21 protein-coding genes and 1 pseudogene are annotated in these 24,388 nt (G+C 72.6%); 4 read left to right on the top strand and 18 right to left on the bottom strand.

The window, feature by feature from the left end; translation table 11 throughout:
- Positions 1-401 precede the first annotated feature (401 nt).
- The 3 genes and pseudogenes from ACGFZQ_RS06765 to ACGFZQ_RS06755 all read right to left on the bottom strand — a co-directional run.
- The gene (locus ACGFZQ_RS06765) at positions 402-752 is read right to left on the bottom strand and encodes a hypothetical protein (protein WP_351742008.1); all 351 of its coding nucleotides are present in this window, start codon (positions 750-752) and stop codon (positions 402-404) included.
- Positions 742-2,499: a hypothetical protein gene (locus tag ACGFZQ_RS06760; protein WP_393839456.1), complete on the bottom strand. Its 1,758-nt coding sequence runs from the start codon at positions 2,497-2,499 to the stop codon at positions 742-744. Before ACGFZQ_RS06760 ends, ACGFZQ_RS06765 begins: the two co-directional genes overlap by 11 nt.
- A 145-nt stretch (positions 2,500-2,644) precedes the next feature.
- Positions 2,645-3,163, bottom strand: a pseudogene (locus ACGFZQ_RS06755) (LysR substrate-binding domain-containing protein); the annotation flags it as partial.
- 231 nt (positions 3,164-3,394) lie between these two features.
- Between ACGFZQ_RS06755 and ACGFZQ_RS06750 the strand changes: the two are divergent.
- Positions 3,395-4,081: a siderophore-interacting protein gene (locus tag ACGFZQ_RS06750; protein ID WP_393839455.1), complete on the top strand. Its 687-nt coding sequence runs from the start codon at positions 3,395-3,397 to the stop codon at positions 4,079-4,081.
- Positions 4,082-4,090: 9 nt separating this feature from the next.
- Here the strand turns inward: ACGFZQ_RS06750 and ACGFZQ_RS06745 are convergent, their stop codons facing one another.
- The 8 genes from ACGFZQ_RS06745 to ACGFZQ_RS06710 form a co-directional block, all read right to left on the bottom strand.
- On the bottom strand, positions 4,091-4,852 hold the full coding sequence (locus tag ACGFZQ_RS06745; RefSeq protein WP_393839454.1) for a hypothetical protein: 762 nt from the start codon (positions 4,850-4,852) through the stop codon (positions 4,091-4,093).
- Positions 4,853-5,653: 801 nt separating this feature from the next.
- On the bottom strand, positions 5,654-6,643 hold the full coding sequence (locus ACGFZQ_RS06740) for a malate dehydrogenase (protein ID WP_393839453.1): 990 nt from the start codon (positions 6,641-6,643) through the stop codon (positions 5,654-5,656).
- A 355-nt stretch (positions 6,644-6,998) separates the two neighbouring features.
- A complete protein-coding gene (locus tag ACGFZQ_RS06735) occupies positions 6,999-8,066 on the bottom strand; it encodes a DUF2690 domain-containing protein (RefSeq protein ID WP_393839452.1) in 1,068 nt (355 codons plus the stop codon).
- Between the two features lie 355 nt (positions 8,067-8,421).
- On the bottom strand, positions 8,422-8,883 hold the full coding sequence (locus ACGFZQ_RS06730) for a helix-turn-helix domain-containing protein (RefSeq protein ID WP_393839451.1): 462 nt from the start codon (positions 8,881-8,883) through the stop codon (positions 8,422-8,424).
- A gap of 239 nt (positions 8,884-9,122) precedes the next feature.
- Positions 9,123-9,827, bottom strand: coding sequence for a response regulator transcription factor (locus tag ACGFZQ_RS06725; protein WP_351742025.1), 705 nt, complete (start codon positions 9,825-9,827; stop codon positions 9,123-9,125).
- Positions 9,824-10,987, bottom strand: coding sequence for a sensor histidine kinase (locus tag ACGFZQ_RS06720; protein WP_393839450.1), 1,164 nt, complete (start codon positions 10,985-10,987; stop codon positions 9,824-9,826). Before ACGFZQ_RS06720 ends, ACGFZQ_RS06725 begins: the two co-directional genes overlap by 4 nt.
- A 182-nt stretch (positions 10,988-11,169) precedes the next feature.
- Positions 11,170-11,598 (bottom strand): DUF3017 domain-containing protein, encoded by a 429-nt coding sequence (locus ACGFZQ_RS06715; protein ID WP_351742029.1) that lies wholly within the window; start codon positions 11,596-11,598, stop codon positions 11,170-11,172.
- Positions 11,588-12,442, bottom strand: coding sequence for a bifunctional methylenetetrahydrofolate dehydrogenase/methenyltetrahydrofolate cyclohydrolase (locus tag ACGFZQ_RS06710; RefSeq protein WP_351742031.1), 855 nt, complete (start codon positions 12,440-12,442; stop codon positions 11,588-11,590). Before ACGFZQ_RS06710 ends, ACGFZQ_RS06715 begins: the two co-directional genes overlap by 11 nt.
- 229 nt (positions 12,443-12,671) lie before the next feature.
- Here ACGFZQ_RS06710 and ACGFZQ_RS06705 point away from each other — a divergent pair, with 229 nt between their 5' ends.
- The gene (locus ACGFZQ_RS06705) at positions 12,672-13,265 is read left to right on the top strand and encodes an RDD family protein (RefSeq protein ID WP_393839449.1); all 594 of its coding nucleotides are present in this window, start codon (positions 12,672-12,674) and stop codon (positions 13,263-13,265) included.
- 96 nt (positions 13,266-13,361) lie between these two features.
- On the opposite strand, the gene purH is transcribed toward ACGFZQ_RS06705, so the two are convergent.
- Positions 13,362-14,933: a bifunctional phosphoribosylaminoimidazolecarboxamide formyltransferase/IMP cyclohydrolase gene (gene purH, locus ACGFZQ_RS06700; RefSeq protein ID WP_393839448.1), complete on the bottom strand. Its 1,572-nt coding sequence runs from the start codon at positions 14,931-14,933 to the stop codon at positions 13,362-13,364.
- The gene (purN, locus tag ACGFZQ_RS06695; protein ID WP_393839447.1) at positions 14,930-15,559 is read right to left on the bottom strand and encodes a phosphoribosylglycinamide formyltransferase; all 630 of its coding nucleotides are present in this window, start codon (positions 15,557-15,559) and stop codon (positions 14,930-14,932) included. The genes purH and purN overlap by 4 nt, the downstream gene beginning before the upstream one ends.
- A gap of 362 nt (positions 15,560-15,921) precedes the next feature.
- On the opposite strand from purN, the gene ACGFZQ_RS06690 reads away from it, so the two are divergent.
- Complete coding sequence (locus ACGFZQ_RS06690) at positions 15,922-16,701, top strand: hypothetical protein (RefSeq protein ID WP_393839446.1); 780 nt, start codon at positions 15,922-15,924, stop codon at positions 16,699-16,701.
- A 294-nt stretch (positions 16,702-16,995) separates the two neighbouring features.
- On the opposite strand, the gene ACGFZQ_RS06685 is transcribed toward ACGFZQ_RS06690, so the two are convergent.
- The gene (locus ACGFZQ_RS06685; protein WP_393839445.1) at positions 16,996-18,849 is read right to left on the bottom strand and encodes a DUF6350 family protein; all 1,854 of its coding nucleotides are present in this window, start codon (positions 18,847-18,849) and stop codon (positions 16,996-16,998) included.
- A gap of 87 nt (positions 18,850-18,936) precedes the next feature.
- Here ACGFZQ_RS06685 and ACGFZQ_RS06680 point away from each other — a divergent pair, with 87 nt between their 5' ends.
- Complete coding sequence (locus ACGFZQ_RS06680; RefSeq protein WP_393839444.1) at positions 18,937-19,788, top strand: RNA polymerase sigma factor; 852 nt, start codon at positions 18,937-18,939, stop codon at positions 19,786-19,788.
- A gap of 180 nt (positions 19,789-19,968) precedes the next feature.
- Here the strand turns inward: ACGFZQ_RS06680 and sucD are convergent, their stop codons facing one another.
- From sucD to ACGFZQ_RS06660, 4 genes are all read right to left on the bottom strand, one after another.
- Complete coding sequence (gene sucD, locus ACGFZQ_RS06675; protein WP_351742051.1) at positions 19,969-20,853, bottom strand: succinate--CoA ligase subunit alpha; 885 nt, start codon at positions 20,851-20,853, stop codon at positions 19,969-19,971.
- A 27-nt stretch (positions 20,854-20,880) separates the two neighbouring features.
- Positions 20,881-22,059: an ADP-forming succinate--CoA ligase subunit beta gene (gene sucC, locus ACGFZQ_RS06670; RefSeq protein ID WP_351693433.1), complete on the bottom strand. Its 1,179-nt coding sequence runs from the start codon at positions 22,057-22,059 to the stop codon at positions 20,881-20,883.
- Between the two features lie 431 nt (positions 22,060-22,490).
- A complete protein-coding gene (locus ACGFZQ_RS06665) occupies positions 22,491-22,781 on the bottom strand; it encodes a hypothetical protein (protein ID WP_393839443.1) in 291 nt (96 codons plus the stop codon).
- Positions 22,782-23,013: 232 nt separating this feature from the next.
- The gene (locus ACGFZQ_RS06660; RefSeq protein ID WP_393839442.1) at positions 23,014-24,222 is read right to left on the bottom strand and encodes a hypothetical protein; all 1,209 of its coding nucleotides are present in this window, start codon (positions 24,220-24,222) and stop codon (positions 23,014-23,016) included.
- Between the last annotated feature and the right edge of the window lie 166 nt (positions 24,223-24,388).

Genomic DNA, 24,388 nt, shown 5'->3' with positions numbered 1-24,388 from the left:
TACGGGCGGTGGGACCGACCCGACGGGCGGTGGGACCGACCCGACGGGCGGTGGGACCGACCCGACGGGCGGTGGGACCGACCCGACGGGCGGTGGGGCCGACCCGACGGGCGGTGGGACCGACTCGGCGGGCGGCCACGCCGGCTCGCCGGACGGGCGGCCGGGAGCAGCACCGGCCGACGACCACGACGGCCCCCGACCCGCCTCCGCCCACCACTCCCCCGGCGGAGCCGCAGCCGTCGCCGGTGCCGGAGCCGAAGGGGAAGGCGGTACCGGAGCCGGAGTCGGCGTCGGGGCCGTCGCTGGTGGTGGGGGTGTCGTGGTGGTGGGCCGGGGCCCGGCCTCCCAGCGTTGTGCGTCCTCGTTCCAGTGCCGTGCTCCCCCGTTGCTCATCGGGTCTCTCACCTGCCCAGCAGGCCGGCCAGTGTGCCCGCCGAGGCCAGGACGTTCAGGAGGGCCTGGGAGTCGGTGAGGAGTTCACGCAGGCGCTCCCGGCGGGTGGGGCCCGCCTGGCCGGTGCGGGTGATCTCGTCCTCGGTCTCCGCGAGCTCCGTGCCCAGCGCCGCCGTCTGCTCGGTGCCCCGCACCCGCGCCAGGTCGGCGCGCAACTCCCGTATCGCCGCGAGGAGTTCCTCGTCGGCCGGGGAGCCGGCGGCGCCGTGGTGGTGGCTTTCGGCGTGCGCGTGGCTGCCGATGGCGAACGTGCTCCCGGAAATGTTCCCCAGGGTGACCTGCGGCTCGTCACTTGCCATTGCTGTCGGGCCCCTTCTGCGTCGTGTAACTGGTGGCGGTGGCGTGGCTGCCGAAGGCGAGCGTGGAGCCCTCGACCCGGTCGATGCTCACGTTGGTGCTGTTGTTGACGGTCTTCTGGACGAACTCGCCGGTCTCGTAACCGGCTTCGGCGAGCGCGGCGCGCACGCCGTTCGCCACCCGGTCCTGGATGCTGCGCAGGTACCGGACGACGTCCATCTCCTGGAAATGGGAGCCGACGTCCACCGCGCCCAGTTCACGCACGGACAGCGCCGGCCCCTCGGGCAGCGCGCCCGCGTGGCCGCCGGTCAGCAGCCGCCAGAGGTACACCGCGCCCCGGCCGAGCTGGCCCACCGAGCGGCCCACCGAACCGGGGACCAGGGCGATCGCGGCGGCGGTCTTGCCGGCCCAGTTGTTGTTCCGGAACCGGTGGGCGGTGCGGTCGGCGCCCTTGAAGTCCGCACGGACCGGGGTCAGTACATGCGGGGCGATCTCCAGCACGAGCATCCGGCCCTGGGTGTGGATGCGCACGAACACCGTGACGACCACCTCCTCCTCCCAGCCGCCGACGCGGATCCGCAGGAAGTGCCGGCGCTTCTCGGCGCCCTCCTCGACGGCCCGCGCCCGGTGCTCCTCGAAGGCCTGCGGGGTGTACGGCGCCTGGTCCCGGGTGAGCAGCCCCTCGGTGGGCAGGAACACGCACTCGTCGATCTCCAGCTGGCGCAGCCGGTCGCGGTTGCCGGGGCCGGCGTACTCGGCGGGGACGCGGAGCTGTTCGAGCAGCGGGCGGACCTTCTCCAGGATCGCCCGGTTGCTGAGCGGCTGCCGCTCCTTCTTCAGCTCGTCCGGCCTGAGTTCGACGGCGAGCACCCACGTGTCGTAGGCGGCGCCCGCCCCGCAGAACGGGTCGGCCTCGTTGTACATGATCAGCGGCGCGTGCTGTTCGATCCGGATGCGCTGCTTGAGCCGCTGGAAGCGGGGGTTCTCCGCCTTCTCGGCGGGGTCGTTCGCCGCGTCCGGGAAGCGCTGCGGGGAGAGCTCGCCGGCCAGCGCCCGGCTGAACTGGGTGCGCTGGGCGTGCGCGCACAGGGCGACACCGGCGAACACGGCGAGTGTGAGCCAGGCGTGCCAGGCCTCGGCCAGGCCGCCGAGGTCGCCGACGCCCGGGGCGAACAGGTCGCCGAAGCTGGTCGAGTCGGAGTAGCTGGAGCCGTAGTAACCGTCGGAGCCGTACGAGTCGTACGACGGGCTGTCGTCCGAGCCGCCGCCGAACGCGACGACGAGGGTCGCGATCAGGGCGGCCGCGTAGAACGACCGGCCCCACCAGCGGAGCAGGAAGGCGGCGATCACGCGGTACAGCGGCGGGCGGGCGGCACGGCCCCTGATCCAGGGCGCGACGGCGAGCGCGATGCCCGGCACCAGGAAGAGCAGGAGCAGCCCGCCGCTGAGCGGCAGCCCCACCACCCACAGGCCGAGGATCGCCCCGGCCCAGAGCAGTTCCTGGCGGCGGGCGCGCAGGGCGTGGGCGAGGACCCGGGCGGCGTCGAAGCCGAGCGAGGGCGCCGCGATCCGCTGTTCGTTGAGGTGGAGTTCCTCGATGACCCGGTCCCGGTATGCGGAATCCAGATAGGTGCCCGCGCACAGCAGCCGGCTGGCCTCACTGGCGTACGGCGGTATGGGCGGCAGCGCGGGCGGTGCCCCGGCGGGCGGCCCCGGCTGTGGTTGTTGCGGCACGTAGGCGGTGCTCACGACGATCCCCCGATGCGTGTGAAGTGCGGTGCTGGACGCGCGTTGCTAGACGTCGAGTTGACAGACCATCAGCATAGGGGGGCGACCGTGACCGGTGAGACGGAATTGACCGAAGTCGCCGCTGGTCAGAAGTCGGCCGCCGGGACTACGGCCCGGTACCGGACCCAGCGATCATCAACTCCCTTACGCGGCACCGGCGCCAGGCGTGTGCCGGGTCGGCGTCATGGCGCGGATGCCAGGCCAGCCCGATGCCGACCGGCGGGAGGTCCAGCGGTACGTCGAAGGTGACCAGGCCGAGCGCGGTGGCCAGGGGCGCGCTCCAGGAGGTGATCAGACCGATCGGGTCGGAGTCGCAGCGATCAGGGAGGCCGGGAAGGTGCCGACGGTGCCCACCACCCGGCGCACCAGGCCCAGTTCGGCCAGCGCGGTGTCCACCGGGCCGTGCAGCCTGCCGCGCCGGGAGACGTTCAGGTGACCGGCCGCGGTCGCATACCGCTCGGGCGTCGGCTCACCGTCCAGGAGCGGGTGTCCGGCCCGTACGACACCGAGCATGCGGTCCTCGTGGAGGTGCTCCACCCACCTCGGGGACGGAGGAGTCGATCACCCCCAGCTCCAGGTCGGCGGTGCCGTGCCGCAGGAACGGCGCGTCGACGTGGCTCTCGGCGTCGCGGCCACCGGCACCATCCTGTCCGCCCACACCGGCCTCGCCTCCGGCATGGGCCCGGCGCTGCGCACGGTCGCGCTGCTGGTCCTCGCGGCGACGGTGCTCGTGGTGGCCGGTTACCGCGCCCGGCCCCCGACACGCACTATCGCGTCTGACCCAAAACGCGTACTATCGCGTTCATCCGGTGCCTGAGCAACTCCCCTGACCATACGGCCCGTTGAGGAGCCTCCCATGCCCGCCCTGCTGAATCCCGTCCTCGACCTGCTGACCCTGCGCGGCACCGTCACCGAGGCCGAACAGATCACCGCCCGCATACGCCGTCTGCGCATCGACGGCGACCAGCTCGCCGGTCTCGACGTCCGCCCCGGCCAGCAGGTCCGGGTTCTGGTCACCGGCCTGACCCTCCGCACGTACTCCGTGTGGCACTACGACCCGTCCGGCGTTGTCGAGTTGTGCGTGCTGGACCATCCCGAGGGCGGCCCGGGGGCCCAGTGGGGGCGCACGGTCTCCACCGGCGAGCAGGTACGGCTGCGCAAGCCCGAGGGCACGTTCACACTGCGCCCCGACGCCGCCCACCACGTCTTCGTCGGCGACGAGACGGCCTCGGTCGCCTTCGGCGCGATGCTCGCGGCACTGCCCGAGGAGGCCACCGTCTCCGGCTGCGTGGAGACGGCGACCGCGGCGGACCGGCTGCCCCTCGCGTACGCGGAGCGCCTCGACTGGGTGCTCCGCGGCGAGACCGCACTGCCGGAGGCGGTACGGCGGCTTGCCCCCGAGCCCGGCGGGATCGCGTATGTCGCCGGGGAGGCGCGGGCCGTCCAGGCGGTGCGGAAGGTGCTCGTCCAGGAGGCGGGGTGGGACCGGCGGGCGGTCCTCACCAAGCCGTTCTGGACGCCGGGGAAGAAGGGGATGGAGTGACGCCGACGCTCAGGAACACTGGGCGCCGGCGGGGCAGAAGGAGTCGACGGCCGTGGTGAGCGGCCCCCGGACCAGCCCTGCGGCGAGGCTCCCGGGGCCGCTGGAGCGGATCGAGTACAGGGTGCCGTCGGCCGCCTGGAAGCGGTGGTCGATGACCTGTCGGGTGCCCTTGTCCTTGTCCTCGTAGCGGTACGACAGTTCGGCCCAGGTGTCGCCGGAGGTACGGTCGCCGGGCTGGTATCCGGGCTGCTTCGCGTATCCGTACCCGGGGTCGTTCTCGGCGAGGTCGAGGGACTCGGCCGGGGTGGCCTCGGAGAGCGCGAAGATCTGCAGCTGGCGCCCGTCGGACGGGGAGTCGTAGTACACCACCGGCGCCTTCTCCCCCTGCTGCTGCCGCCGGGTCCACCCCTGGGGCACGTCGAGGGTGTAGCCGACGGGATCGCGCACGACGCGGTATCCGGAGGCGACGGAGGGGGTGGGGCTGGGGCTGGCCGTGGGCTCGGGAGACGCGGGCGCGGACGACTTGGCACTGACGCTCACGCTCGCGGACGGGGCCGCTCCGGCGCCGGAGCGCTCACCGCCGTCCCGGCCCAGGTACCAGACCCCGAGCCCGGAGAGACCGGCGACAAGAACCAGACCGACCACCGCGGCGAGCGCCCGGCCGGACCGCCGCCGCGGGGCGTACCCGGCCGGCGGAGGCGTCGCCGCGAGCCGCCGCCCCGACGAGGTGGGATCACCGGACCAGGGAGGCGGGGTGTAGCTCCTCCGCACCTCGTCCGGCGACGGGGGAAGGGACGGTACCGGCGAGGCGGGCAGGGTGGGGGACGCAGACGGGGACTGCGCCCAGGAGGCGGGCAGGGTCGGGGATGGAGACTGCGCCGGCGAGGCGGGCAAGGTCGGAGACGAGGGCGGGGGCGGCGCCGGCGAGGCGGGCAGGGTCGGGGACGGAGACGAGAACGCGGTCGGGAGCGGAGGCAGGGGCAGGCCCGGGGGCGGCGTCGGGGGCCACGCCGGGCGTCCCTGGTCCTCAGCCGGTTCGTGCCCGGGGCCGTACGGCTCGTCGCCACCGCCCTGTCGCCGGGGAAGCGCGCCGGGCGCGGAGCGCTCCGTGCGCCGCGGTTTCTCCAGGGACACCGGCCACTCGGACTGCCTCGAACTCTCCGACGTGGGCGGCCACTCGGGCCGCCTGGGGCTGTCCGGCGCGGGCGGCCACTCGGACTGCCTCGGGCTCTCCGGCGGCTCCGGCCGGTCCTGTTGCCATGGACTCTCCGGGAGTCCCGTGTGCCGCGGGGTCGCCGTCGGCCATCTCTGGGTGCTCGGCTCCTCCGGCTCCTCCTGGTCGCCCGGCTCCGCTGCCTGCCGCAGGACCTCCGGCGGCTCGCTCCGGCCGGTCGGGGCGCTCTGCCCCGTGGCTTCCTCGGGCCAACCGCCGTCGCCGGTCCCGCCGTTCCTGTCGCTCATCGCGAACCCCCCGATTCACTCCACCGCTTGCCCCTTCCGACGGTAGCGGCGGAAACGGGAACGGGCCCCGTTCCGGACGAAACCGGAGTGGGGCCCGTGGGCGCGGGAAGCTCAGATGAGGCCGAGGGCGCGGACCGCGTCGCGCTCCTCCGCCAGCTCCTGCACCGAGGCGTCGATGCGGGCGCGGGAGAACTCGCTGATCTCCAGGCCCTGCACGATCTCGTACACGCCGTCCTTGGTGGTGACCGGGAAGGAGGAGATCAGGCCCTCCGGGACGCCGTAGGAACCGTCCGACGGGATGCCCATGGAGGTCCAGTCGCCGTCGGCGGTGCCGTTGACCCAGGTGTGGACGTGGTCGATGGCGGCGTTGGCGGCCGAGGCCGCCGAGGAGGCACCGCGGGCCTCGATGATGGCCGCACCGCGCTTGGCGACGGTCGGGATGAACTCCTCGGCCAGCCACTTCTCGTCGTTCACGGTCTCCGCGGCGTTCTTGCCGGCGACGGTCGCGTGGAAGATGTCGGGGTACTGGGTGGCGGAGTGGTTGCCCCAGATGGTCAGACGCTTGATGTCGGCGACCGTGGAGCCCGTCTTCTTCGCCAGCTGGGTCAGCGCGCGGTTGTGGTCGAGGCGGGTCATCGCGGTGAAGCGCTCGGCCGGTACGTCCGGCGCCGCGGCCTGCGCGATCAGCGCGTTCGTGTTGGCCGGGTTGCCGACGACCAGGACCTTGATGTCGTCCGCGGCGTGGTCGTTGATGGCCTTGCCCTGCGGCTTGAAGATGCCGCCGTTGGCCTCCAGGAGGTCACCGCGCTCCATGCCCTTGGTGCGCGGGCGGGCGCCCACGAGGAGGGCGACGTTGGCGCCGTCGAAGGCGACGTTCGGGTCGTCGCTGATGTCGATGCCGTGGAGGAGCGGGAAGGCGCAGTCGTCCAGCTCCATGGCGGTGCCCTCGGCGGCCTTGAGCGCGGGCGTGATCTCCAGGAGGCGGAGCCGGACCGGCACGTCCGCGCCGAGCAGCTGGCCGGAGGCGATGCGGAAGAGCAGGGCGTAACCGATCTGGCCGGCCGCGCCGGTGACGGTGACGTTCACGGGAGTGCGGGTCATGGCGTTCTCCGTATGACAGCTGGCGGTGGGCGTCCTTGCCCTGGGGTGCGGACGTACAAATGATCGATCTCTTGGCATCAAGAGATCCACCGGTCAGGCTATCGCGCATTCCGGATGCCGGACGTGGAGGGGTGGGTGTGGCTCACCCCACAGACGTGCCCCGCGGACGCGCCCCCACGGACGTGACCCTGCAGACGTGCCCCCCGCAAGCGACGTACGAAAAAGAGGCGGCCGCCCGTCCGGGAGAGGTGAGACGGGGCGGCCGCCACCCGGGGGTGCCGGAATCCGGACTCCCGTGGGGGGTACGGTTCGCGTGCCCAGGAAACGCCACGGCATTCCTGGGCCCGCCGATTTTCTACGAGGTGCACCCCGTCCGCCCCGACGCCAGCGTCGCGCACGCCTTGGCCTGGGCCGCGTCCCGTACCGCCACCATCGGCGTGTACGCGATCGTGTCGCCGGCGGCCGTGATGTCGCCGGTCTTCGTGGTGGTGCCGGCCGTGACCCGGACCGAGTCGCCCTGGGCGGCGCCGGTGATACGGCCCCAGGCGGCGCCGCAGGTGCTGCTGTAGCGGACCTCCAGGGTGGTCGCGCCGACCGTGGCGGTCTTGGCGGTGGTCACCAGATCGCCGCTGCACCCCATGGCCTCCGCGTCCTTGCCGGTGCAGCCGGCGCCCGCGCACTTCACGCCGGCCGGCAGGTCGGTGCCTGCGCTGGTGGACGGGGCGGACGAGGTGGCACCGCTCCGGTTCTTCTTCCCGTCGCCGCCGTCGCTGCCGGTGAGGAAGAAGACGGCGGCGACGACCACGGCCACGCCGACCACCCCCGCGAGGAACATCGTCAGCCGCCGCCGGCCGCCGCCGGGGGCACCCGTCCCCCCGGGCGCGGCCGGCCCGCGGGACCCCGTCCCCTCCCGCCCCTCCCGGCGGTTCGCGTCGGGTGCCGTCGGCTGGGGCGGGATGGTGGGCGAGACGCCCGCCGGCCCGGCGATCCCCGGCGTCGCCACCGCACTGCCCGCCCGGCGCGGCAGTGCCTTGCCGCCGGCCTTGCTCCCGGCCGTGGTCGTGGACGTGGCCGGCGGTGCTCCGAACTCCCCCAGCGCGGCCCGCGCCTGGGAGACCCGGATCGCCTCCATCGTCATGTCGTGACGCATCTCCGAACGGCTCCAGGCCCGTTCGGCCAGCTCCCACATGGTGGTGAGATGGACGGGATTGGCGCCGGTGACCTCGGCGAGCGCGACGACCGCGCCCTTGGGCGCCAGCAGGCGCCCGCCCAGGTACCGCTCCCAGGACGTCTTGCTGTAGCCGGTGCGGTCGGACAGTGCCGCGACGCTCAGCCCGCTGCGGTCCACGAGCCGCCGCAACTGGGTCGCGAACTCCCTGACCTGCGGATCGAGTTCATCCGGCAGAGCCTTCCAACGAGGCATTGCTTCCCCCCTCTTCCCCCGGTCCTCCCCGGTCCTCTTGTCCCCGGTTCAGTGCCGTGTCTTCCCCCGCGTTCCCCTTGCGCGTGGTGCCGCCGCGCCGGTCCCCGTTCTGGCTACCCAGCGGACCGCGGCGCCCCCGGAACCCAGTCCCCCGGCAGGGGGCGCACAGGAGCACTGACCCGCCCACGTGCACCGTCGCACGCCTACCGCGACGCGGTCCAACGGGCCCTCGGGTCGCCCCGATTGGACACGTTAGCCCGCTTGTGAGTCGGCTTCGTGACATATCCGCGAACTTGTCAACACATCGACACACCGGTCATCCAGCCGTGACCTCGCAGGTCACAGGAGACCCGGCTCACCCGAGAAGCACGGCACCGACGACCGCCACCAGGAGCAGTGCGAGCAGCAGCAGGACCGCGGCCGGCAGCAGCCGCCCGTGCCGGCGGGGCGCCGGCTCCTCCTCCGGGCGGTCCCACCAGGGGAGGGTGGGGTCGTCCTCGTACTCCCCGGCGCCGGGCGGCCGTTCCGGCATGTTCGCCGGGCGTGGCCAGGCCTGGACGGCCAGCTCCCAGCGCACGGTGTGCCGTTCGGCGTCGGCGCCGGTGAGGCCCGCGACCCGGCACAGCGCGGCGACGGCCTGCCGCGGCGGCGGCTGTACGGCGTTGAGGTACCGCTGCCAGGAGGACTTGCTGTACGCGGTGCGGGCGCCCAGCGCGACCAGGCTGAGACCGGTGCCGTCCTTGAGGAGCCGCAACTGCTCCACGAAGTGCCGCACCTCCGCCGGAAGCCCCTCCGGCAGCGGCTGCCAGCCGCCCATCACACACCTCCACGGCTTCCCGCGTTGCCAGTTCGTTGCCAGTTCAGAGCGGGTGACGACGGTCGGCGGTCCGACGGTTCCCGCAGGCTGTGGCAGTGCGGGCGGTCCGTAGCGGAACTGTCACCTCTGTGCCACAGCGCACGGACGGCCGTTGAACAGCCGCCGTGCCATGGGAAGGCTGAAACCCGACGGCGGTCCGTCCTGCTCGGGGGAGGGGACGGGCCGCCTATCGGCCGCTTTCAGCCGCCCAGGCCTCCTGGCCCCGCGGGCCCGCCCAGCCCGCCGGGCGTCACCAGTCCCGTCTCGTACGCCACCACCACCGCCTGCGCCCGGCTGCCCAGGTCGAGCTTGGTCATCGTGCGGTTGAGGTGGGTCTTCACGGTGGCCTCGCTGATGTAGAGGCGGTCGGCGATCTCCAGGTTGGACAGCCCGCGCGCGGTGAGCCTGAGGACCTCGACCTCACGGGAGGTGAGCACGTCGAGGTCGGGCGGCGGGCCGGCCTGCGGGTCGGGGCCGTGCTGCCGGGCGAAGGCCTCGACCAGGCGCCGGGTGACGCTGGGCGCGAACAGGGCGTCACCGCCGTCCACCGCGGTGACGGCGGCCAGCAGCCGTTCGGGGCCGGAGTCCTTGAGGAGAAACCCCGAGGCGCCGGCGCGCAGCGCGCCGTACACGTACTCGTCGAGGTCGAAGGTGGTGAGCACGAGGACCCGGGGCGCGGGCCCCGCCGCCTGCGCGAGGATGCGCTCGGTGGCCTCGATGCCGTTCAGACCCGGCATCCGGATGTCCATGAGCACGACGTCGGGGCCGGTCTCGGCGGCCAGCCGCACCGCCTCCGCACCGTCCCCGGCCTCCCCGACCACCTCGAACCCGGGCGCGGCTTCCAGCAGCCCCACCAGACCCGCGCGGATGAGGAACTGGTCGTCGACCACGAGCACTCTGGTCATCCGGTACGGTCGTCCCCCCGCCGTGCGAGTGTGGCCGAGGTCGGCAGGGCCAGTTCGACCGCGTAGCCTCCCTCGGAGCGTGGGCCGACGCTGATCGTCCCGCCGTAGAGCTTGGCCCGCTCGCGCATGCCAATCAAGCCATGTCCGGCGCCCGTTCGCACTCTGTCCGGATTCACCCCCTCCCCGTCGTCGCGGACGGACACGGTCAGCTCGTGCGGGTGGTACCGCAGCAGCACGCGCGCGTGGGCGCGGCCGGCGTGCTTGAGGACGTTGGTGAGCGCCTCCTGGACCACGCGGTAGGCGCACAGCTCGACACCGGGCGGCAGCGGCCGGGGCTCGCCCTCGACCACGAACTCGACCGGCAGCCCGCCGCTGCGCACCCGCTCCACGAGGTCGGCGAGCCGGTCCAGGGTGGGCATGGGAGCCCGCTCGGCGGCCTGCGGATCCTCCTCCCGCAGCACCTGGAGCATGCGCCGCAGCTCCTCCAGGGCCTCCCCGCTGGTGTCCGCGATCGTCCCCAGCGCCCCGCGCGCCTTGCCGGGGTCCGACTCGAAGACGAACCGGGCGAGGCCCGCCTGCACGGAGATCACCGACATGTGATGGGCGACGACGTCGTGCAACTCCCGCGCTATCCGCCCGCGTTCCTCGGCGACGGCCCGCCGCGCCCGCTCGGCCTGCTCGGCCTTGAGATGCCGGGAGAGTACGGCGGACCGCTGCGCGAGATGTCCGAACCAGACGAACACCGAGCAGTACAGCAGGGCCTGGACGACGACGGAGGGCATCGAGGAGCCGTGGGTGACGAGCCCGGCGTACACCCACATGCCGGTCATGCAGACCGCGCAGCCGACGGCGACCCGGACCGGCCGCACCGACGCGACCGTGTACAGCCCCAGCAGAGAGCCGAAGGTGCACACCACGGGCCAGAAGCCGAGGCCGACGTAGACGATCGACGCGCACTGCATGACGGCGAAGACCGCGACCGGCCACCGCCCGCGCAGGGCGACGGGCAGCTGCGCCAGCAAGATCAGCGCATACGCCCGCGCGTCGAGCTGCGGCCACCCCTGGGCGGGCGACTCCTGCCCCAGCAACACGGCCATCACGACCGTCCCGCACGCGATCAGCGTGTCGACGGCGAGTGGGGGCGGGTTCCGCAGTCGCATCGTCGCAGCGTAACGCGGGGGTCCGGGGTGGGGAGTCAACCACCGGAGGTACCGCGGAAGTTGTAGTCGGTTCAATCAGAAGGGGGATTCGCCGGGGGTGCCGGGTCCCTACCTTCGAACAGGGGGAAGGCCCGCACCCACCGGGGGAGGTGCGGGCCACTCTTCTGCTGCCCGGGCTGCCGCTAGCTCCTCATCGTGAAGTGCAGCGTGTCCTTCAGATACGGGATCACCAGCCACGGCTTCGGCTGCGCCATCAGCGCCAGCAGCACGATCGCCAGCCCCAGCACCCCGTACGTCGCGATGTCCGTGAAACGGGACCGCACCGCCAGCATCCCCACGCTCGGCAGTATCCAGCGCATCACCGCCCCCGCGAGCAGCGCCGCCCCGATCAGCAGCGCACCCACCCGGAACTGGTCCAGCGAGGTCAGCAGCAACCCCACCGCGACGGCCGCCAGCACCACCAGCAGCGGCCACTGCCGGGCCGGCGCCGGCAGGTCTCCCGACGCGGCCCTGCCGCCCCCCTCGGGGCGCGCCGTGTCCCGTGTGAACAGCGGGAAGCGCCGGGTCGCCCGGCGCCCCGCGCCCTGTCCGTGACCGCCGTCAGCCGACACTGCGCTCCGCCGCCTCGACCACGTTGACGAGCAGCTGCGCCCGGGTCATCGGCCCGACACCGCCGGGGTTCGGGGAGAGCCACCCGGCGACCTCGGCGACGTCGGGGTGCACATCGCCGACGATCTTGCCGTCGGCGTTGCGGGAGACGCCGATGTCCAGGACGGCCGCGCCCGGCTTGACGTCCTCGGCGCGGATCAGGTGCGGGGAGCCGGCCGCGGCGACGATGATGTCGGCGCGCTTGAGATGGGCGGACAGGTCACGCGTGCCGGTGTGGCACTGGGTCACGGTCGCGTTCTCGCTGCGCCGGGTGAGCAGCAGCGGCATCGGGCGCCCGATGGTCACGCCCCGGCCGACGACCACGACCTCGGCGCCCTTGATCTCGACGCCGTAGCGGCGCAGCAGGGTCAGCACGCCGTTGGGGGTGCAGGGCAGCGGCGCGGGCTCGCCGAGCACCAGCCGGCCGAGGTTCATCGGGTGCAGGCCGTCCGCGTCCTTGTGCGGGTCCATCAGCTCGAGGATGCGGTTCTCGTCGATGCCCTTGGGCAGCGGGAGCTGGACGATGTAGCCGGTGCAGGCGGGGTCGTCGTTGAGCTCGCGGACGACGGCCTCGATCTCCTCCTGGGTCGCGGTGGCGGGCAGCTCGCGCTGGATGGAGGCGATGCCGACCTGCGCACAGTCACGGTGCTTGCCGGCGACGTACTTCTGGCTGCCGGGGTCGTCCCCGACCAGGATCGTGCCGAGGCCGGGCGTGACGCCCTTCTCCTTCAGCACCGCCACGCGGGCGGTCAGATCGGACTTGATCGCGGCTGCGGTGGCCTTGCCATCGAGAATCTGGGCGGTCATGGCTCCATCCTCGCGGATGCCGGTGTCCCGGTTCCAATCGGGTGTGCGGTCATGATCAATGATGTTGCACTTGCACAACACCTCGCGAATCGGACTGGACAACAACTCGCCCTTACTAAACGATGAGCGGCGCAGTATCGCGGTCCGGTTGGGGGGCAAACCGCTCAGATCATGACGTACCTCCGTCCCAATCCGCGTCGTCCCCGCAGGTCCAACGGAGGAATCGGCCATGAGTTTCGGCTCGCCCAACAACCCCTACGGTCAGCAGCCGCAGAACCCGCAGCAGGGTCAGCCCGGCTACGGCTACCCCCAGCAGCCCGGCTACCAGCAGGCCCCGCAGGGCGTGCCGCCGCAGCAGGGCTACGGCTACCCCCAGCAGCCCGGTTACCCGCAGCAGGGCGGCTACGGCTACCCGCAGCAGGGTTACGGCGCGACCCCGCCGTACGCGAACTGGGGTCAGCGCTTCCTCGGCACGCTCGTCGACGGCCTGGTCTTCCTGGTGCCGTACATCCTGGTGATCGTCGGCAAGGACACCCCGGCGCTGGCGGCCATCGGCGGGCTCGCGCTCCTCGGCCTGGCGATCTGGCAGCTGATCATGGAGGGCCGCACCGGCCAGACGGTCGGCAAGAAGGCGCTGGGCATCCGCCTGGTGAAGGAGGCCACCGGCCAGCCGATCGGCGTCGGCATGGCCTTCGTGCGCCGTATCGCCCACATCCTGGACAGCCTCGCGTGCTACCTGGGCTGGCTGTGGCCGGCGTGGGACTCCAAGCGCCAGACGTTCGCCGACAAGGTGTGCGGCACGATCGTGATCCGCAGCAACTGAGCGCCGACTGAGCAACCGGCCGACTCCCGCACACTCCAAGGGCCGTGTCCCCCGCACTGGGGGACACGGCCCTGGTGTTGTTCGGTCCCACAACCCTCAGTGGAAGAAGTGCCGCGTCCCCGTGAAGTACATCGTCACGCCCGCCTTCTTCGCGGCCTCGACGACGAGTTCGTCACGCATCGAACCACCCGGCTGCGCCACGGCCTTCACGCCGGCCGCGGTGAGGATCTCCAGGCCGTCGGGGAAGGGGAAGAACGCGTCGGAGGCGGCGTAGGAGCCACGCGCCCGCTCCTCCCCCGCCCGCTCGACGGCGAGCTTCGCGGAGTCGACGCGGTTGACCTGGCCCATGCCGACACCGACCGAGGCGCCGTCCTTGGCGAGCAGGATGGCGTTGGACTTCACGGCCCGGCAGGCCTTCCAGGCGAACGCGAGCTCGGCCAGTTCCTCGGGGCTGAGCGCCTCGCCGGTGGCCAGGGTCCAGTTGGCCGGGTCGTCGCCGTCGGCCTGGAGCCGGTCGGTGACCTGGAGCAGCACACCGCCGTCGACGGGCTTGACCTCGACCGGGTTGGCGGGGGCGCCCGGCGCCTTCAGCACCCGGATGTTCTTCTTCTTGGCGAGGGCCTCCAGAGCCCCCTCCTCGTAGTCGGGCGCCACGATGACCTCGGTGAAGATCTCCGCGACCTGCTCGGCCAGCTCCTTGCTGACCGGCCGGTTCACGGCGATGACCCCGCCGAACGCGGACAGCGGGTCGCAGGCGTGCGCCTTGCGGTGCGCCTCGGCGACGTCCGCACCGATCGCGATGCCGCAGGGGTTGGCGTGCTTGATGATCGCGACGCAGGGCTCGTCGTGGTCGTACGCGGCACGGCGCGCGGCGTCCGTGTCCGTGTAGTTGTTGTACGACATCTCCTTGCCGTGCAGCTGCTCGGCCTTCGCGAGGCCACCGCCGCTGGCGTCGACGTAGAGGGCGGCGGGCTGGTGCGGGTTCTCGCCGTAGCGCAGGGTGTTCTCGCGCTCCCAGGTGGCGCCCAGGAAGTCCGGGAACTGCGACTCGTCGACCGGGGCGTACTCGGAGGCGAACCAGGAGGCGACCGCCACGTCGTACGACGCGGTGTGCTGGAAGGCCTCGGCGGCGAGCCGCTTGCGGGTGGCGAGGTCGAAGCCGCCGTTCTGCACGGCCGCGAGGACGTCGGCATACCGCTCCGGGCTGGTGACCACGGCGACCGAGGGGTGGTTCTTGGCGGCGGCGCGGACCATCGAGGGGCCGCCGATGTCGATCTGCTCGACGCACTCGTCGGGCGAGGCACCCGAGGCGACGGTCTCGCGGAACGGGTAGAGATTGACGACGACGAGGTCGAACGGCTCGACGCCGAGCTCGCCGAGCTGCTGCCGGTGGCTCTCCAGGCGCAGGTCGGCGAGGATGCCGGCGTGGACCTTGGGGTGCAGGGTCTTGACCCGGCCGTCCAGGCACTCCGGGAAGCCGGTGAGCTCCTCGACCTTGGTCACGGGAACGCCGGCGGCGGCGATGCGGGAGGCAGTGGAGCCGGTGGAGACGAGTGCGACACCTGCCTCGTGCAGTCCGCGGGCGAGCTCTTCGAGCCCGGTCTTGTCATAGACGCTGACGAGCGCGCGCCGGATGGGCCGCTTGTTGCTCTCGGCGGTGGCGGTCACTGGATAACTACCTTTCGTCCCTCAATGCGGTGGCCGTTGCGAGCGATCCGCCCCACGACCTCGACGAGCAGGCTTCGCTCGACTTCCTTGATGCGCTCGTGCAGAGCGCTCTCGTCGTCCTCGTCCCGGACCTCCACCACGCCCTGAGCGATGATCGGCCCGGTGTCGACACCGTCGTCGACGAAGTGGACGGTGCAGCCGGTGACCTTGGCGCCGTACGCGAGCGCGTCCCGCACGCCGTGGGCCCCGGGGAAACTGGGCAGCAGGGCGGGGTGCGTGTTCACGGTCCGCCCGCCGAACCGCGCCAGGAACTCCTTCCCGACGATCTTCATGAACCCGGCGGAGACGACGAGGTCGGGTTCGTGGGCGGCCACGGCCTCGGCCAGCGCCCGGTCCCACTCCTCCCGGCTCCCGAAGTCCTTCACCCTGGTCACGAAGGTCGCGATCCCGGCGCGCTCGGCACGCGCGAGGCCCTCGATGCCGTCCCGGTCGGCACCGACGGCGACGACCTCGGCGCCGTAGGCCTCGACACCGGTCTCGGCGATCGCGTCGAGGAGCGCCTGGAGGTTGGTGCCGGATCCGGAGACCAGCACGACGAGGCGCTTGGCCACGGGCTTGGCGGCCACGGTGGGGCCCTTTCTCGGGGGAGCGTCGGTACGGCGGCCGGACTCGCACACGCTTTGTACATTCGTACGAGTGCTTCGCGCCCCGGGATACGGGGAAGTCTACGAAGCGGCCGACCGTCAGCAACGATACCGGCACACCGGACGGCCCCCACGGGACGGGGGCGTGGCCGGAAGGTAGCGTCTGGGAGGTACCGGGACGGGAACGCGTCCGGGATACGACGCGTTCACGAAGTAACCAGCCGTTTCGTCCGCTGTATCGATCAGCCGTAGCCATCAGCTGTATCCATGCAGCCGTATCCGTAAGCCAGCCTGTCGTATCCATCTGCTCTGTTCATCTTGATCTAGGGGAAGACGCTCACTTGATGCCGGACCGCAGCCTGGGACTTCGTATGCTCCCCCCGCAGTCGGTGCAGGGAGGGCCGCGTTTCGTCGTGCTGTTGCGGGAGCGGCCGACCTCGCCGCCGGAGGCACCCTCGGACCGGCCGAAGGGTGACCAGCAGGACGACAACCCCTTCGCCCCACCGCCGGAGGGCACGCCGGACAAGCCGTGGCAGCCGCGCCGCCCGGCCGGGGACGGCGACCAGGAGTCGCCCTGGGGCAGCCAGTGGAGCGACCGTCAGCCCGGCCGGCAGTCCGGCGGCTTCGGGCAGCGTCCCGACGAGAGCGGTCCGGGAGGCGGCGGTCAGGGCGGCCCCGGCGGCCCGGGCATGCGTTTCGACCCGACGGACCCGGCCCAGCGCCGGGCGCGGTACGCCCTGCTGAGCGGCATGTGGGGCTTCCTCTTCGCCCTCTTCGGCTGGCCGTACCTGGCACTGCTGCTGGGCGCGCTGGGCATCTACTGGGGTGTCAGCGCGCTCCGCGCCAAGCCGCGCAGCCCCGAGGAGGCCGCGGCCCACGCCAACGCCCACGCCACTGCCCACGCCAACGTCAACGCCGGCCGACCGCAGACGACGGCGGCGATCAGCGGCCTGGTCACGGCGTCCCTGGCCCTGGCCCTGGTGGCGGCGACCTTCACGGCCCAGATGGTCTACCGCGACTACTACACCTGCGTCGGCGACGCCCTCACCAACGAGGCCAAGCAGTCCTGCGACCACCTGCTCCCCCAGGAACTCCGCACCATCCTGGGCACCACGAACAGCTGAGGGAACGGGCGGGGGGCGGCCGGGAGTGGCCGGGGGCCGCCGACGGGACGACCGAGGGCGGCCGAGGGCGCCGGGGGCGGTCGGGAGCGGCCAGGGGCCGCTGATGGGGCGATCGATGGCGACCGAGGGCGGCCGAGGATCGCTGACCGGACGACGGGTAGCAGTCGGGGGCGGCCGGGAGGTTGCTGAGACGGCAGAGAGCACCTGATGGCGGTCCGGACCTGCTGACCGACGGTCGGGAGCCGGTCCCGGCTCGCTGACGGGCGGTCAGGGTCCGTCGGAGCTGTCCGGCGCTCAGGTTCTGTCCGGCGGCCTGGGTCCGTCCGGGCTGTCCGGCGGTCGGGTTCCGTTGAGGCTGTCCGATGGTCGGGGCCCGTTGAGGCTGTCCGGCGGCCTGGGTCCGTCCGGGCTGTCCGGCGATCGGGTTCCGTTGAGGCTGTCCGATGGTCGGGGCCCGTTGAGGCTGTCCGGCGGCCTGGGTCCGTCCGGGCTGTCCGGCGGTCGGGTTCGGTCGAGGCTGTCCGATGGTCGGGGCCCGTTGTGGCTGTCCGATGGATCGGATGCCTCTCGTAGTGCCGCCCAGCGGGTCCTGCGTGCCGTCTCGTCCTGCCAGGTGTCGGGCGGTGGTGGGGTGGCCGGCACCATCTCGTACGGCTCGGCGGGCAGCGCCTCGTACGGCTCGAAGGTGTCGCCGTCGCCCTGGTCGGGCAGGAGGACGGACGCCGGGGCCGGGGTCTCGCCCTTCTTCTCCGTCGGCGGCTCCTCCCCCGGCTCCTGCTTGCCGAAGCCCAGCCATGCCGCGAGCGAGGCCGGGCCCAGCCCCCGCCAGGCCCGCAGCGCCAGGGCCGCCGGGACGCCCGCCCCGAGGAGCCAGGCGCAGGTCGCCGCGCCCGTCTGCCACCAGACCGGGCCGAAACGGGTGAGCGCGGCAACGCCCAGGGGGCCGCCCGCCAACTCGGCCAGGGCCGCGAGCAGCAGCGCGCACAGCAGTGCCGCCAGTGTCATCACCCCGGCCGTTCGCCCGGCCGGCCAGCGCCGTCTGGCCGCCCTGCCCACCACGAACCACGCCATCGTCACCCCGGCCGCCACCGGCACCGCCCCGGCCAGCCAGTTCACCGGCGTGCCCGGGCCGTGGGCCGGCACGGCCGCGAGCAGCGGAAAGGGCGGCAGCAGTGGGGCCGGGTCAGCGGCCAGCGGGTTCACGACATGACCGGCGCCGAGCGCGAAGCCGGGGCCGACGGCGTACGACGCCGACCACACCGCCGCGTTCGGGATCAGCGAGACGCAGAGCAGCAGGACCGCGAACCGGCCCGTCCACCCCTCCGTCAGCTGCAGGAACGACGCCCGGGCCGCGTCACCGTGCGCCACCAGCTCCACCGCGAGCAGCAGCGTCCCGCCCCCGAAGAACACGGTCACCCCGGCCAGGGAGGCTCGGACGGCCGTACCCCACCGCACCCGGGTGTCCCGGCCGAGGAGCCGTCGCCGTACCCGCCCCGGGAGCACCACCGCCAGACTCAGCAGCGGCTCGCGCGGACGGCCGTACGCCGTCCACACCCCGGCGCCCGCCGCGCCCGCCGCGAGCAGCGGCAGACACACCGCCACCCACCCCCACTCGGGGCGAAGTTCACCGCCGGACGCGTACAACGCGGCGCAGCCGCCGACGCCGAGGTAGCCGGTCACGACCCCGGTCCAGGCCGTACGGGCCCGGACCGGCGGCGCTGCGTCGGCGCCGTCGCCGTCGTGTTCCGGGGCGTCCACCGCCTCCCGCGCCCCCCGGTACACCAGCAGCACCGGCAGCACGAGCAGCAGCAACGGCGTCACCCCGACCGGGGCCGGCACACCGGACAGGGTGTCGGTGCGGACCAGTTCGACCCCGTGGGCGAGGAACCACAGCGCCGCCGCGAGATGCAGCGCGCCGCCCGGTCCGCTGTCGGGATACGGCGAACTGACCCACAGCGCCATCACCAGCACGGCGAAACAGGCGAGTCCGAGCCCGGCCGCGATCGCGCCGCCCAGGAGGCTCGCGGCCAGCCCGGGGGAACGGTCGCGCAACCGGGTGAGCAGGAGCGGCAGAAGCGGCGGGCGCGACGGGCGCGACGGAGGTGCCGACGGCGGTCGGTGGGCGGGCATCCGAATCACGACGGCCATGCTCCCAACGACACGCGCTTTCCCGTCGTAACAGGCGAACCACCGAAGTGTCGCCCAATATATGTTTATGTGTTTTTTCGAAGGAAGGTGCGCCCGGTGACGCAGAGCCCTGTCCCCTCCGGCGAGGCCGTACCGTCCGCTGCCCTGACGCCCACTCAGGCCTTTGACGCGCTGTACGCGTTCTGCGCCCCGGCCCTGGTACGGCAGACCTACCTGCTCACCGGGCGCCGGGAGCTGGCGCGGGAGGCCGTCGAGCGGGCCTTCCAACTCGCCTGGCAGAACTGGCCGCAGGTGGCCCGCGACCGGGATCCGGCCGGCTGGGTGCGGGCGGTGGCGCACGAGTGCGCGCTCTCCCCCTGGCACCGGTTCCGGCTGCGTTACCGCCAGCCCGAAGCTCCGCCGGCCGACGCGGCCGACCGCGCCGTGCTGGAGGCACTCCTCCAACTCCCGCCGTCGTACCGCCGCACGCTCCTGCTGTACGACGGTGTCGGCCTCGACCTGCCGGAGACGGCGGCGGAGACGGAGGCGAGCACGCCGGCGGCGGCGCGGCGGCTGACCCACGCGCGGCGGGCGGTCGCCGCGCGGGTTCCCGAGCTGGCGGACCCCGCCGCGTTGCACCGGCGGCTGACCGAACTGGCCTCGACGGAGCGTCTGCGGGCGGCCCGTCCGACCGTGGTGCGGACCGGCTCCGAACGCCGGACACGTTTCTGGACCCGGTCCGCGCTGGCCTTCACGGCGACGATCATCGCGGCGACGACGCTCACACTGCGGACGGCGCCGACGCACTACGAGGCGCCGATCGGTCCGGCGCAGGCGATCAGCGGGGTACCGGCGGAGGTGGGGCTGGGACCGTTGTCGGCGGGGGAGCGGGCCTTGCAGGCGAAGCTGCGGAGGATCGCCGAGAAGGGGCCGGAGAGGTTGGTGCCGGTGGCGAGGTAGTGCGTTCGGGCGCGGGGGGGGGCTGGTCGCGCAGTTCCCCGCGCCCCTGAAGGGGCGCCTTGGTCGCGTCAGCTGCAGCGGCACCCCGCGAGCGCCGGTGAGCGAAAACGCCGGTAGGCCCGCCCCCACCCCGGGGAACGGGCCTACCGGCGTTCAGTCAACCGGCGTCGAGAACGACGCTCAGCCGGCGAGCAGCTCGCGCGCCAGCTTCGCCGTCTCGGTCGGGGTCTTGCCGACCTTGACGCCCGCGGCCTCCAGGGCCTCCTTCTTCGCCTGGGCGGTGCCCGACGAACCGGAGACGATGGCGCCGGCGTGACCCATGGTCTTGCCCTCCGGCGCGGTGAAGCCCGCGACGTAACCGACGACCGGCTTGGTCACGTTCTCCTTGATGAACGCGGCCGCACGCTCCTCGGCGTCGCCACCGATCTCACCGATCATCACGATCAGGTCGGTGTCGGGGTCGTCCTGGAACGCGGCGAGCGCGTCGATGTGCGTGGTGCCGATGATCGGGTCGCCACCGATGCCGACGGCGGTCGAGAAGCCGATGTCACGGAGCTCGTACATCATCTGGTACGTCAGCGTGCCGGACTTCGAGACCAGGCCGATACGGCCCGGCTTGGTGATGTCGCCCGGGATGATGCCGACGTTCGACTGGCCCGGGGTGATGATGCCGGGGCAGTTCGGGCCGATGATCCGAGTCTTGTTGCCCTTCTTGCCGGCGTACGCCCAGAAGGCCGCCGAGTCGTGCACGGCGATGCCCTCGGTGATCACGACGGCCAGCGGGATCTCGGCGTCGATGGCCTCGTCGACCGCGGCCTTGGTGAACTTCTCCGGCACGAAGATGACGGAGACGTTGGCGCCGGTGGCCTCGATGGCCTCTTTGACGGTACCGAAGACCGGTACCTCGGTGCCGTCGAATTCGACCTTCTGACCGGCCTTGCGCGGGTTGACGCCGCCCACGACGTTGGTGCCGTCGCCCAGCATGAGCTTGGTGTGCTTCATGCCAGTGGCGCCGGTCATGCCCTGGACGATGACCTTGCTGTCCTTGTTGAGCCAGATAGCCATGGTGTGTTCTGTCCTCGTCCTGAGTGCTTACTTGGCGGCGTGGGCCAGCTCGGCGGCCTTGTCGGCCGCGCCGTCCATGGTGTCGACGCGCTGCACCAGCGGGTGGTTGGCGTCGGTGAGGATCTTGCGACCCAGTTCGGCGTTGTTGCCGTCGAGGCGGACGACCAGCGGCTTGGAGACGTTCTCGCCGCGGTCCTCCAGGAGCTTCAGGGCCTGCACGATGCCGTTGGCGACCTCGTCGCAGGCGGTGATGCCACCGAAGACGTTGACGAACACGGACCGGACGTCCGGGTCGCCGAGGATGATCTCCAGGCCGTTCGCCATCACCTGGGCGGAGGCGCCGCCACCGATGTCGAGGAAGTTGGCGGGCTTGACGCCGCCGTGCTTCTCACCGGCGTACGCGACGACGTCCAGGGTGCTCATGACGAGACCCGCGCCGTTGCCGATGATGCCGACCTCGCCGTCGAGCTTGACGTAGTTGAGGTTCTTCTCCTTGGCGGCGGCCTCGAGGGGGTTGGCCGCGGCCTTGTCGTGCAGCTCGTCCCAGTCGTGACGGAACTCGGCGTTGTCGTCGAGCGACACCTTGCCGTCCAGGGCGAGGACCTCGCCGGAGACGACCTTCGCGAGCGGGTTGACCTCGACGAGGAGGGCGTCCGACTTGATGAAGGTGTCCCACAGCTTGACCAGGATGTCGGCGACCTGGTCGGCGACATCGGCCGGGAACTTCGCCGCGGCGACGATCTCCTTGGCCTTGGCCAGGTCCACACCGTCGATCGCGTTGATCGGGGTCTGGGCCACGGCCTCCGGACGGGTGGCCGCCACCTCCTCGATCTCCATGCCGCCCTCGACGGAGGCGATGGAGAGGAAGGTGCGGTTCGCACGGTCGAGGAGGAAGGAGACGTAGTACTCCTCGACGATCTCCGGGGCGGTCTCGGCGATCATCACCTTGTGGACCGTGTGGCCCTTGATGTCCATGCCGAGGATGTCCGTCGCACGGGCGACGGCCTCGTCCGCGGAGGCGGCCAGCTTGACGCCACCGGCCTTGCCACGACCACCGACCTTCACCTGCGCCTTGACGACGGACTTGCCGCCCAGACGCTCGGTGATCTCGCGCGCCGCCTCAGGCGTGTCGATGACTTCACCGGCCAGCACCGGTACATCGTGCTTGGCGAAGAGGTCCCTCGCCTGGTACTCGAACAGGTCCACGCGCTTCCGTCCCTATCAGTGATCTCGCGGTTCGTTGGATGCGTGGGCGTGCCGCGAAGGGCAACGTGACGTCCGCAATGTGTCACAAGGGGGGCGCACACGGTGTCCGAGCGCGCGGCATGTCCGTCTCGCAGATTATCGCCGCTCGCGGGGGGTCTCTAAATCAGGGGTCACACCTGAGCGGTGATACCTGTCACATGATGCCGGGTATCCGGGGTTCTGGTGGCACGGCGTGCCGTCCTGCGAACGATGTGCGAGGCCTCACCGGGCTGGGGTTGGCCCGGTGAGGCCTCCGCCCCGGGGGGCCGCGAGCCTCCGGGGCGGGCCGCCGTTCCCCCGCCCCACTGGGGATCGGCCGGCCCGGACCGCGGGGTCCCGGCGGGGGCGAACCGACGGTGTTCGGCCGCCCGCACCGAGCTGACTCCGCGGAGTCAGACGGAGTGGGTCCTGGTCTGTGGACCGAGGACGTACTCCGGGATCATGGGGGCGGTGCCGACGCCGATCATGGTCGCCGCCCGCCGCTGCAGGGCCTGGGCGTGCGCCCTGGCGATGGCCTGAGCCTTGGCCGTGGCCTGCGCGGCCCGTGCCGCCCGGGCACCCTGGATGGCCTGCGCGGCGCGGATCCCGGCCGCCCGGCCGGTCCCCTCCGCACCGAACCGCCGGCGTGCGGCGGCGTCGTCGGCGGTGGCTATGGCGAGGTGGCCGCTGATGTTCTTGTTCATGCGTGTGTCAGTCCTTCGGGGCTCCGGTGCGTGCGTCACGCATCCGCGGAGCCGGGAGTGCCTCCGGTGAGCCGGAAGCGCGGCTGGTTGGGGACATCGCCGTCCGGAACGCTCGCAGGGGAGTCCACGGGGGATCCGAAGGAGATCCCAGGGGTTCCGGACGGACGGGCAGACCTGTTCCGCCCCCGCGCGACAGGTCTGTGGCGGGGAGTGAGGAAAGCGGTCGGCGGTCCTAGCCGGGGAAGACGGGGATGTCCCGGTACCTGTCCCGGGTCCCGGCCGCGTCGACACGCGCGGCGGCACCGGGCACGAGCCGCAGCGGCGCCCGGTCGTCGAAGGTCACGGCGTAGGCGTCGCCGTGCCGGGAGGAACCGCCGTCGACCACCGACTTGCCCAGCGCCCCGTCCGGGTCTCCGGTGGGCGCGGGGTGGCTCGGGGCGTCGAAGGCGTGGGCGGCACGGCGGCCGCCGGTGTGCGTGTGCGCCGCCGTCCGGGAGACGGGAGCGAAGGTGACCGTGGTGCCCTGCGGCCCGTACGACCCGACGGCCGCCGCCGGCTTCTTCGTGCGGGACGTCTGCTGCCGGCCGCCGTCCGTCACCGCGGGCCGTGGCTCGGTGGTGCCGGGCGCCGAGGTGACCGGCACCGGGAGCGACTCACCGGGCGGTTCCGACACCGGCAGGGTGGTGGACGTACCCGGCAGCGCCGGAAGCGTGGGGAGCGTGGGCAACCGCACGGGTAGCGTGGCCAGCTCCGCCGGCAACTCCGACACCTGCTGCGCCACGTCACCGAGCCCCTGAGTCACGACCACGCTGACGGTCACGGTCACCGAGCGAACCGTTTCGCCCACCACCGGCACGACCGGGACCACGGACGCGGCGGGCAGCGTGGGGGCGATGGGCAGCGTGGGGGCGATGGGCAGCGTGGGGGCGGGGGGTGCTGTGCGGGCCACGGGTGCGGTGGGTGTCGTGGGGCCCGAGGAGAGCGTGGAGAGCGTGGAGCGAATGGGGGCCGTGAAGCGCGTGAGGGCCGTGTGGGTGACGGGCGGCTTGTGGGGCGCGGCCTCACGGGCCGTCGCGCGGGCCGTTGCCTCGCGGGCCGTCGCCTCGTGAGGCGCTGTCGGGCGGGGCGATGTCGCGTGGGCCGGTGCCGGGCGGGCCGATGCCGGTCGGGGTGACGTCACGCGGGGCGTCGCCTTCTCCTCCTCCCGCACCGTCTCGCTGTGCGGGAGGACCTTCTCCAAGCCCAGCCGGCCCACCACGGCCGTCAACGACGGCGTCGACGGCACCGATGGCGTCTCCTCGGCCGCTTGTGCCCGCCCTCCGCAGAGGAGGCCGAGCGCGAGCAGTCCGCCGGCCAGCAGCGCCAGTTGCAACGCACGTCGCCCCGCCGCCGTGCGCGACACACGCGCGGCGGAACCGGGCACAACGGCTGGCAAGGTCAAGACGGGGAGGATCCTCCCGTGCGGCGGGACGAGGACGCGGAACTGGGACGCGGCGCGAGGGTCCGGAGGAACGCGGACCGCCACGCGGGCGTCGATCCTCGCACGCCCGGCCCTCCGTTGCACAAGCCCCCTCTTACCGACGGGTAATCATGACCGGTTCACAAGA

The organism is Streptomyces sp. NPDC048254, from assembly GCF_043201895.1.
Taxonomy (GTDB): domain Bacteria; phylum Actinomycetota; class Actinomycetes; order Streptomycetales; family Streptomycetaceae; genus Streptomyces.
The sequence above is the reverse complement of the archived record's forward strand: the minus strand, read 5'-3'. Positions and strand labels throughout refer to the sequence as shown.

What these genes read in the sequence shown, in the direction of transcription:
- ACGFZQ_RS06750 (WP_393839455.1), top strand. Translation starts at nt 3,395, where the DNA reads ATGCCCGCCCTGCTGAATCCCGTCCTCGACCTGCTGACCCTGCGCGGC.
- ACGFZQ_RS06665 (WP_393839443.1), bottom strand. Translation starts at nt 22,781, where the DNA reads ATGAACAAGAACATCAGCGGCCACCTCGCCATAGCCACCGCCGACGAC.
- ACGFZQ_RS06725 (WP_351742025.1), bottom strand. Translation starts at nt 9,827, where the DNA reads ATGACCAGAGTGCTCGTGGTCGACGACCAGTTCCTCATCCGCGCGGGT.
- ACGFZQ_RS06765 (WP_351742008.1), bottom strand. Translation starts at nt 752, where the DNA reads ATGGCAAGTGACGAGCCGCAGGTCACCCTGGGGAACATTTCCGGGAGC.
- ACGFZQ_RS06685 (WP_393839445.1), bottom strand. Translation starts at nt 18,849, where the DNA reads ATGGCCGTCGTGATTCGGATGCCCGCCCACCGACCGCCGTCGGCACCT.
- ACGFZQ_RS06690 (WP_393839446.1), top strand. Translation starts at nt 15,922, where the DNA reads ATGCCGGACCGCAGCCTGGGACTTCGTATGCTCCCCCCGCAGTCGGTG.
- ACGFZQ_RS06705 (WP_393839449.1), top strand. Translation starts at nt 12,672, where the DNA reads ATGAGTTTCGGCTCGCCCAACAACCCCTACGGTCAGCAGCCGCAGAAC.
- ACGFZQ_RS06735 (WP_393839452.1), bottom strand. Translation starts at nt 8,066, where the DNA reads ATGCCTCGTTGGAAGGCTCTGCCGGATGAACTCGATCCGCAGGTCAGG.
- ACGFZQ_RS06720 (WP_393839450.1), bottom strand. Translation starts at nt 10,987, where the DNA reads ATGCGACTGCGGAACCCGCCCCCACTCGCCGTCGACACGCTGATCGCG.
- ACGFZQ_RS06710 (WP_351742031.1), bottom strand. Translation starts at nt 12,442, where the DNA reads ATGACCGCCCAGATTCTCGATGGCAAGGCCACCGCAGCCGCGATCAAG.
- ACGFZQ_RS06740 (WP_393839453.1), bottom strand. Translation starts at nt 6,643, where the DNA reads ATGACCCGCACTCCCGTGAACGTCACCGTCACCGGCGCGGCCGGCCAG.
- ACGFZQ_RS06730 (WP_393839451.1), bottom strand. Translation starts at nt 8,883, where the DNA reads ATGGGCGGCTGGCAGCCGCTGCCGGAGGGGCTTCCGGCGGAGGTGCGG.
- sucD (WP_351742051.1), bottom strand. Translation starts at nt 20,853, where the DNA reads ATGGCTATCTGGCTCAACAAGGACAGCAAGGTCATCGTCCAGGGCATG.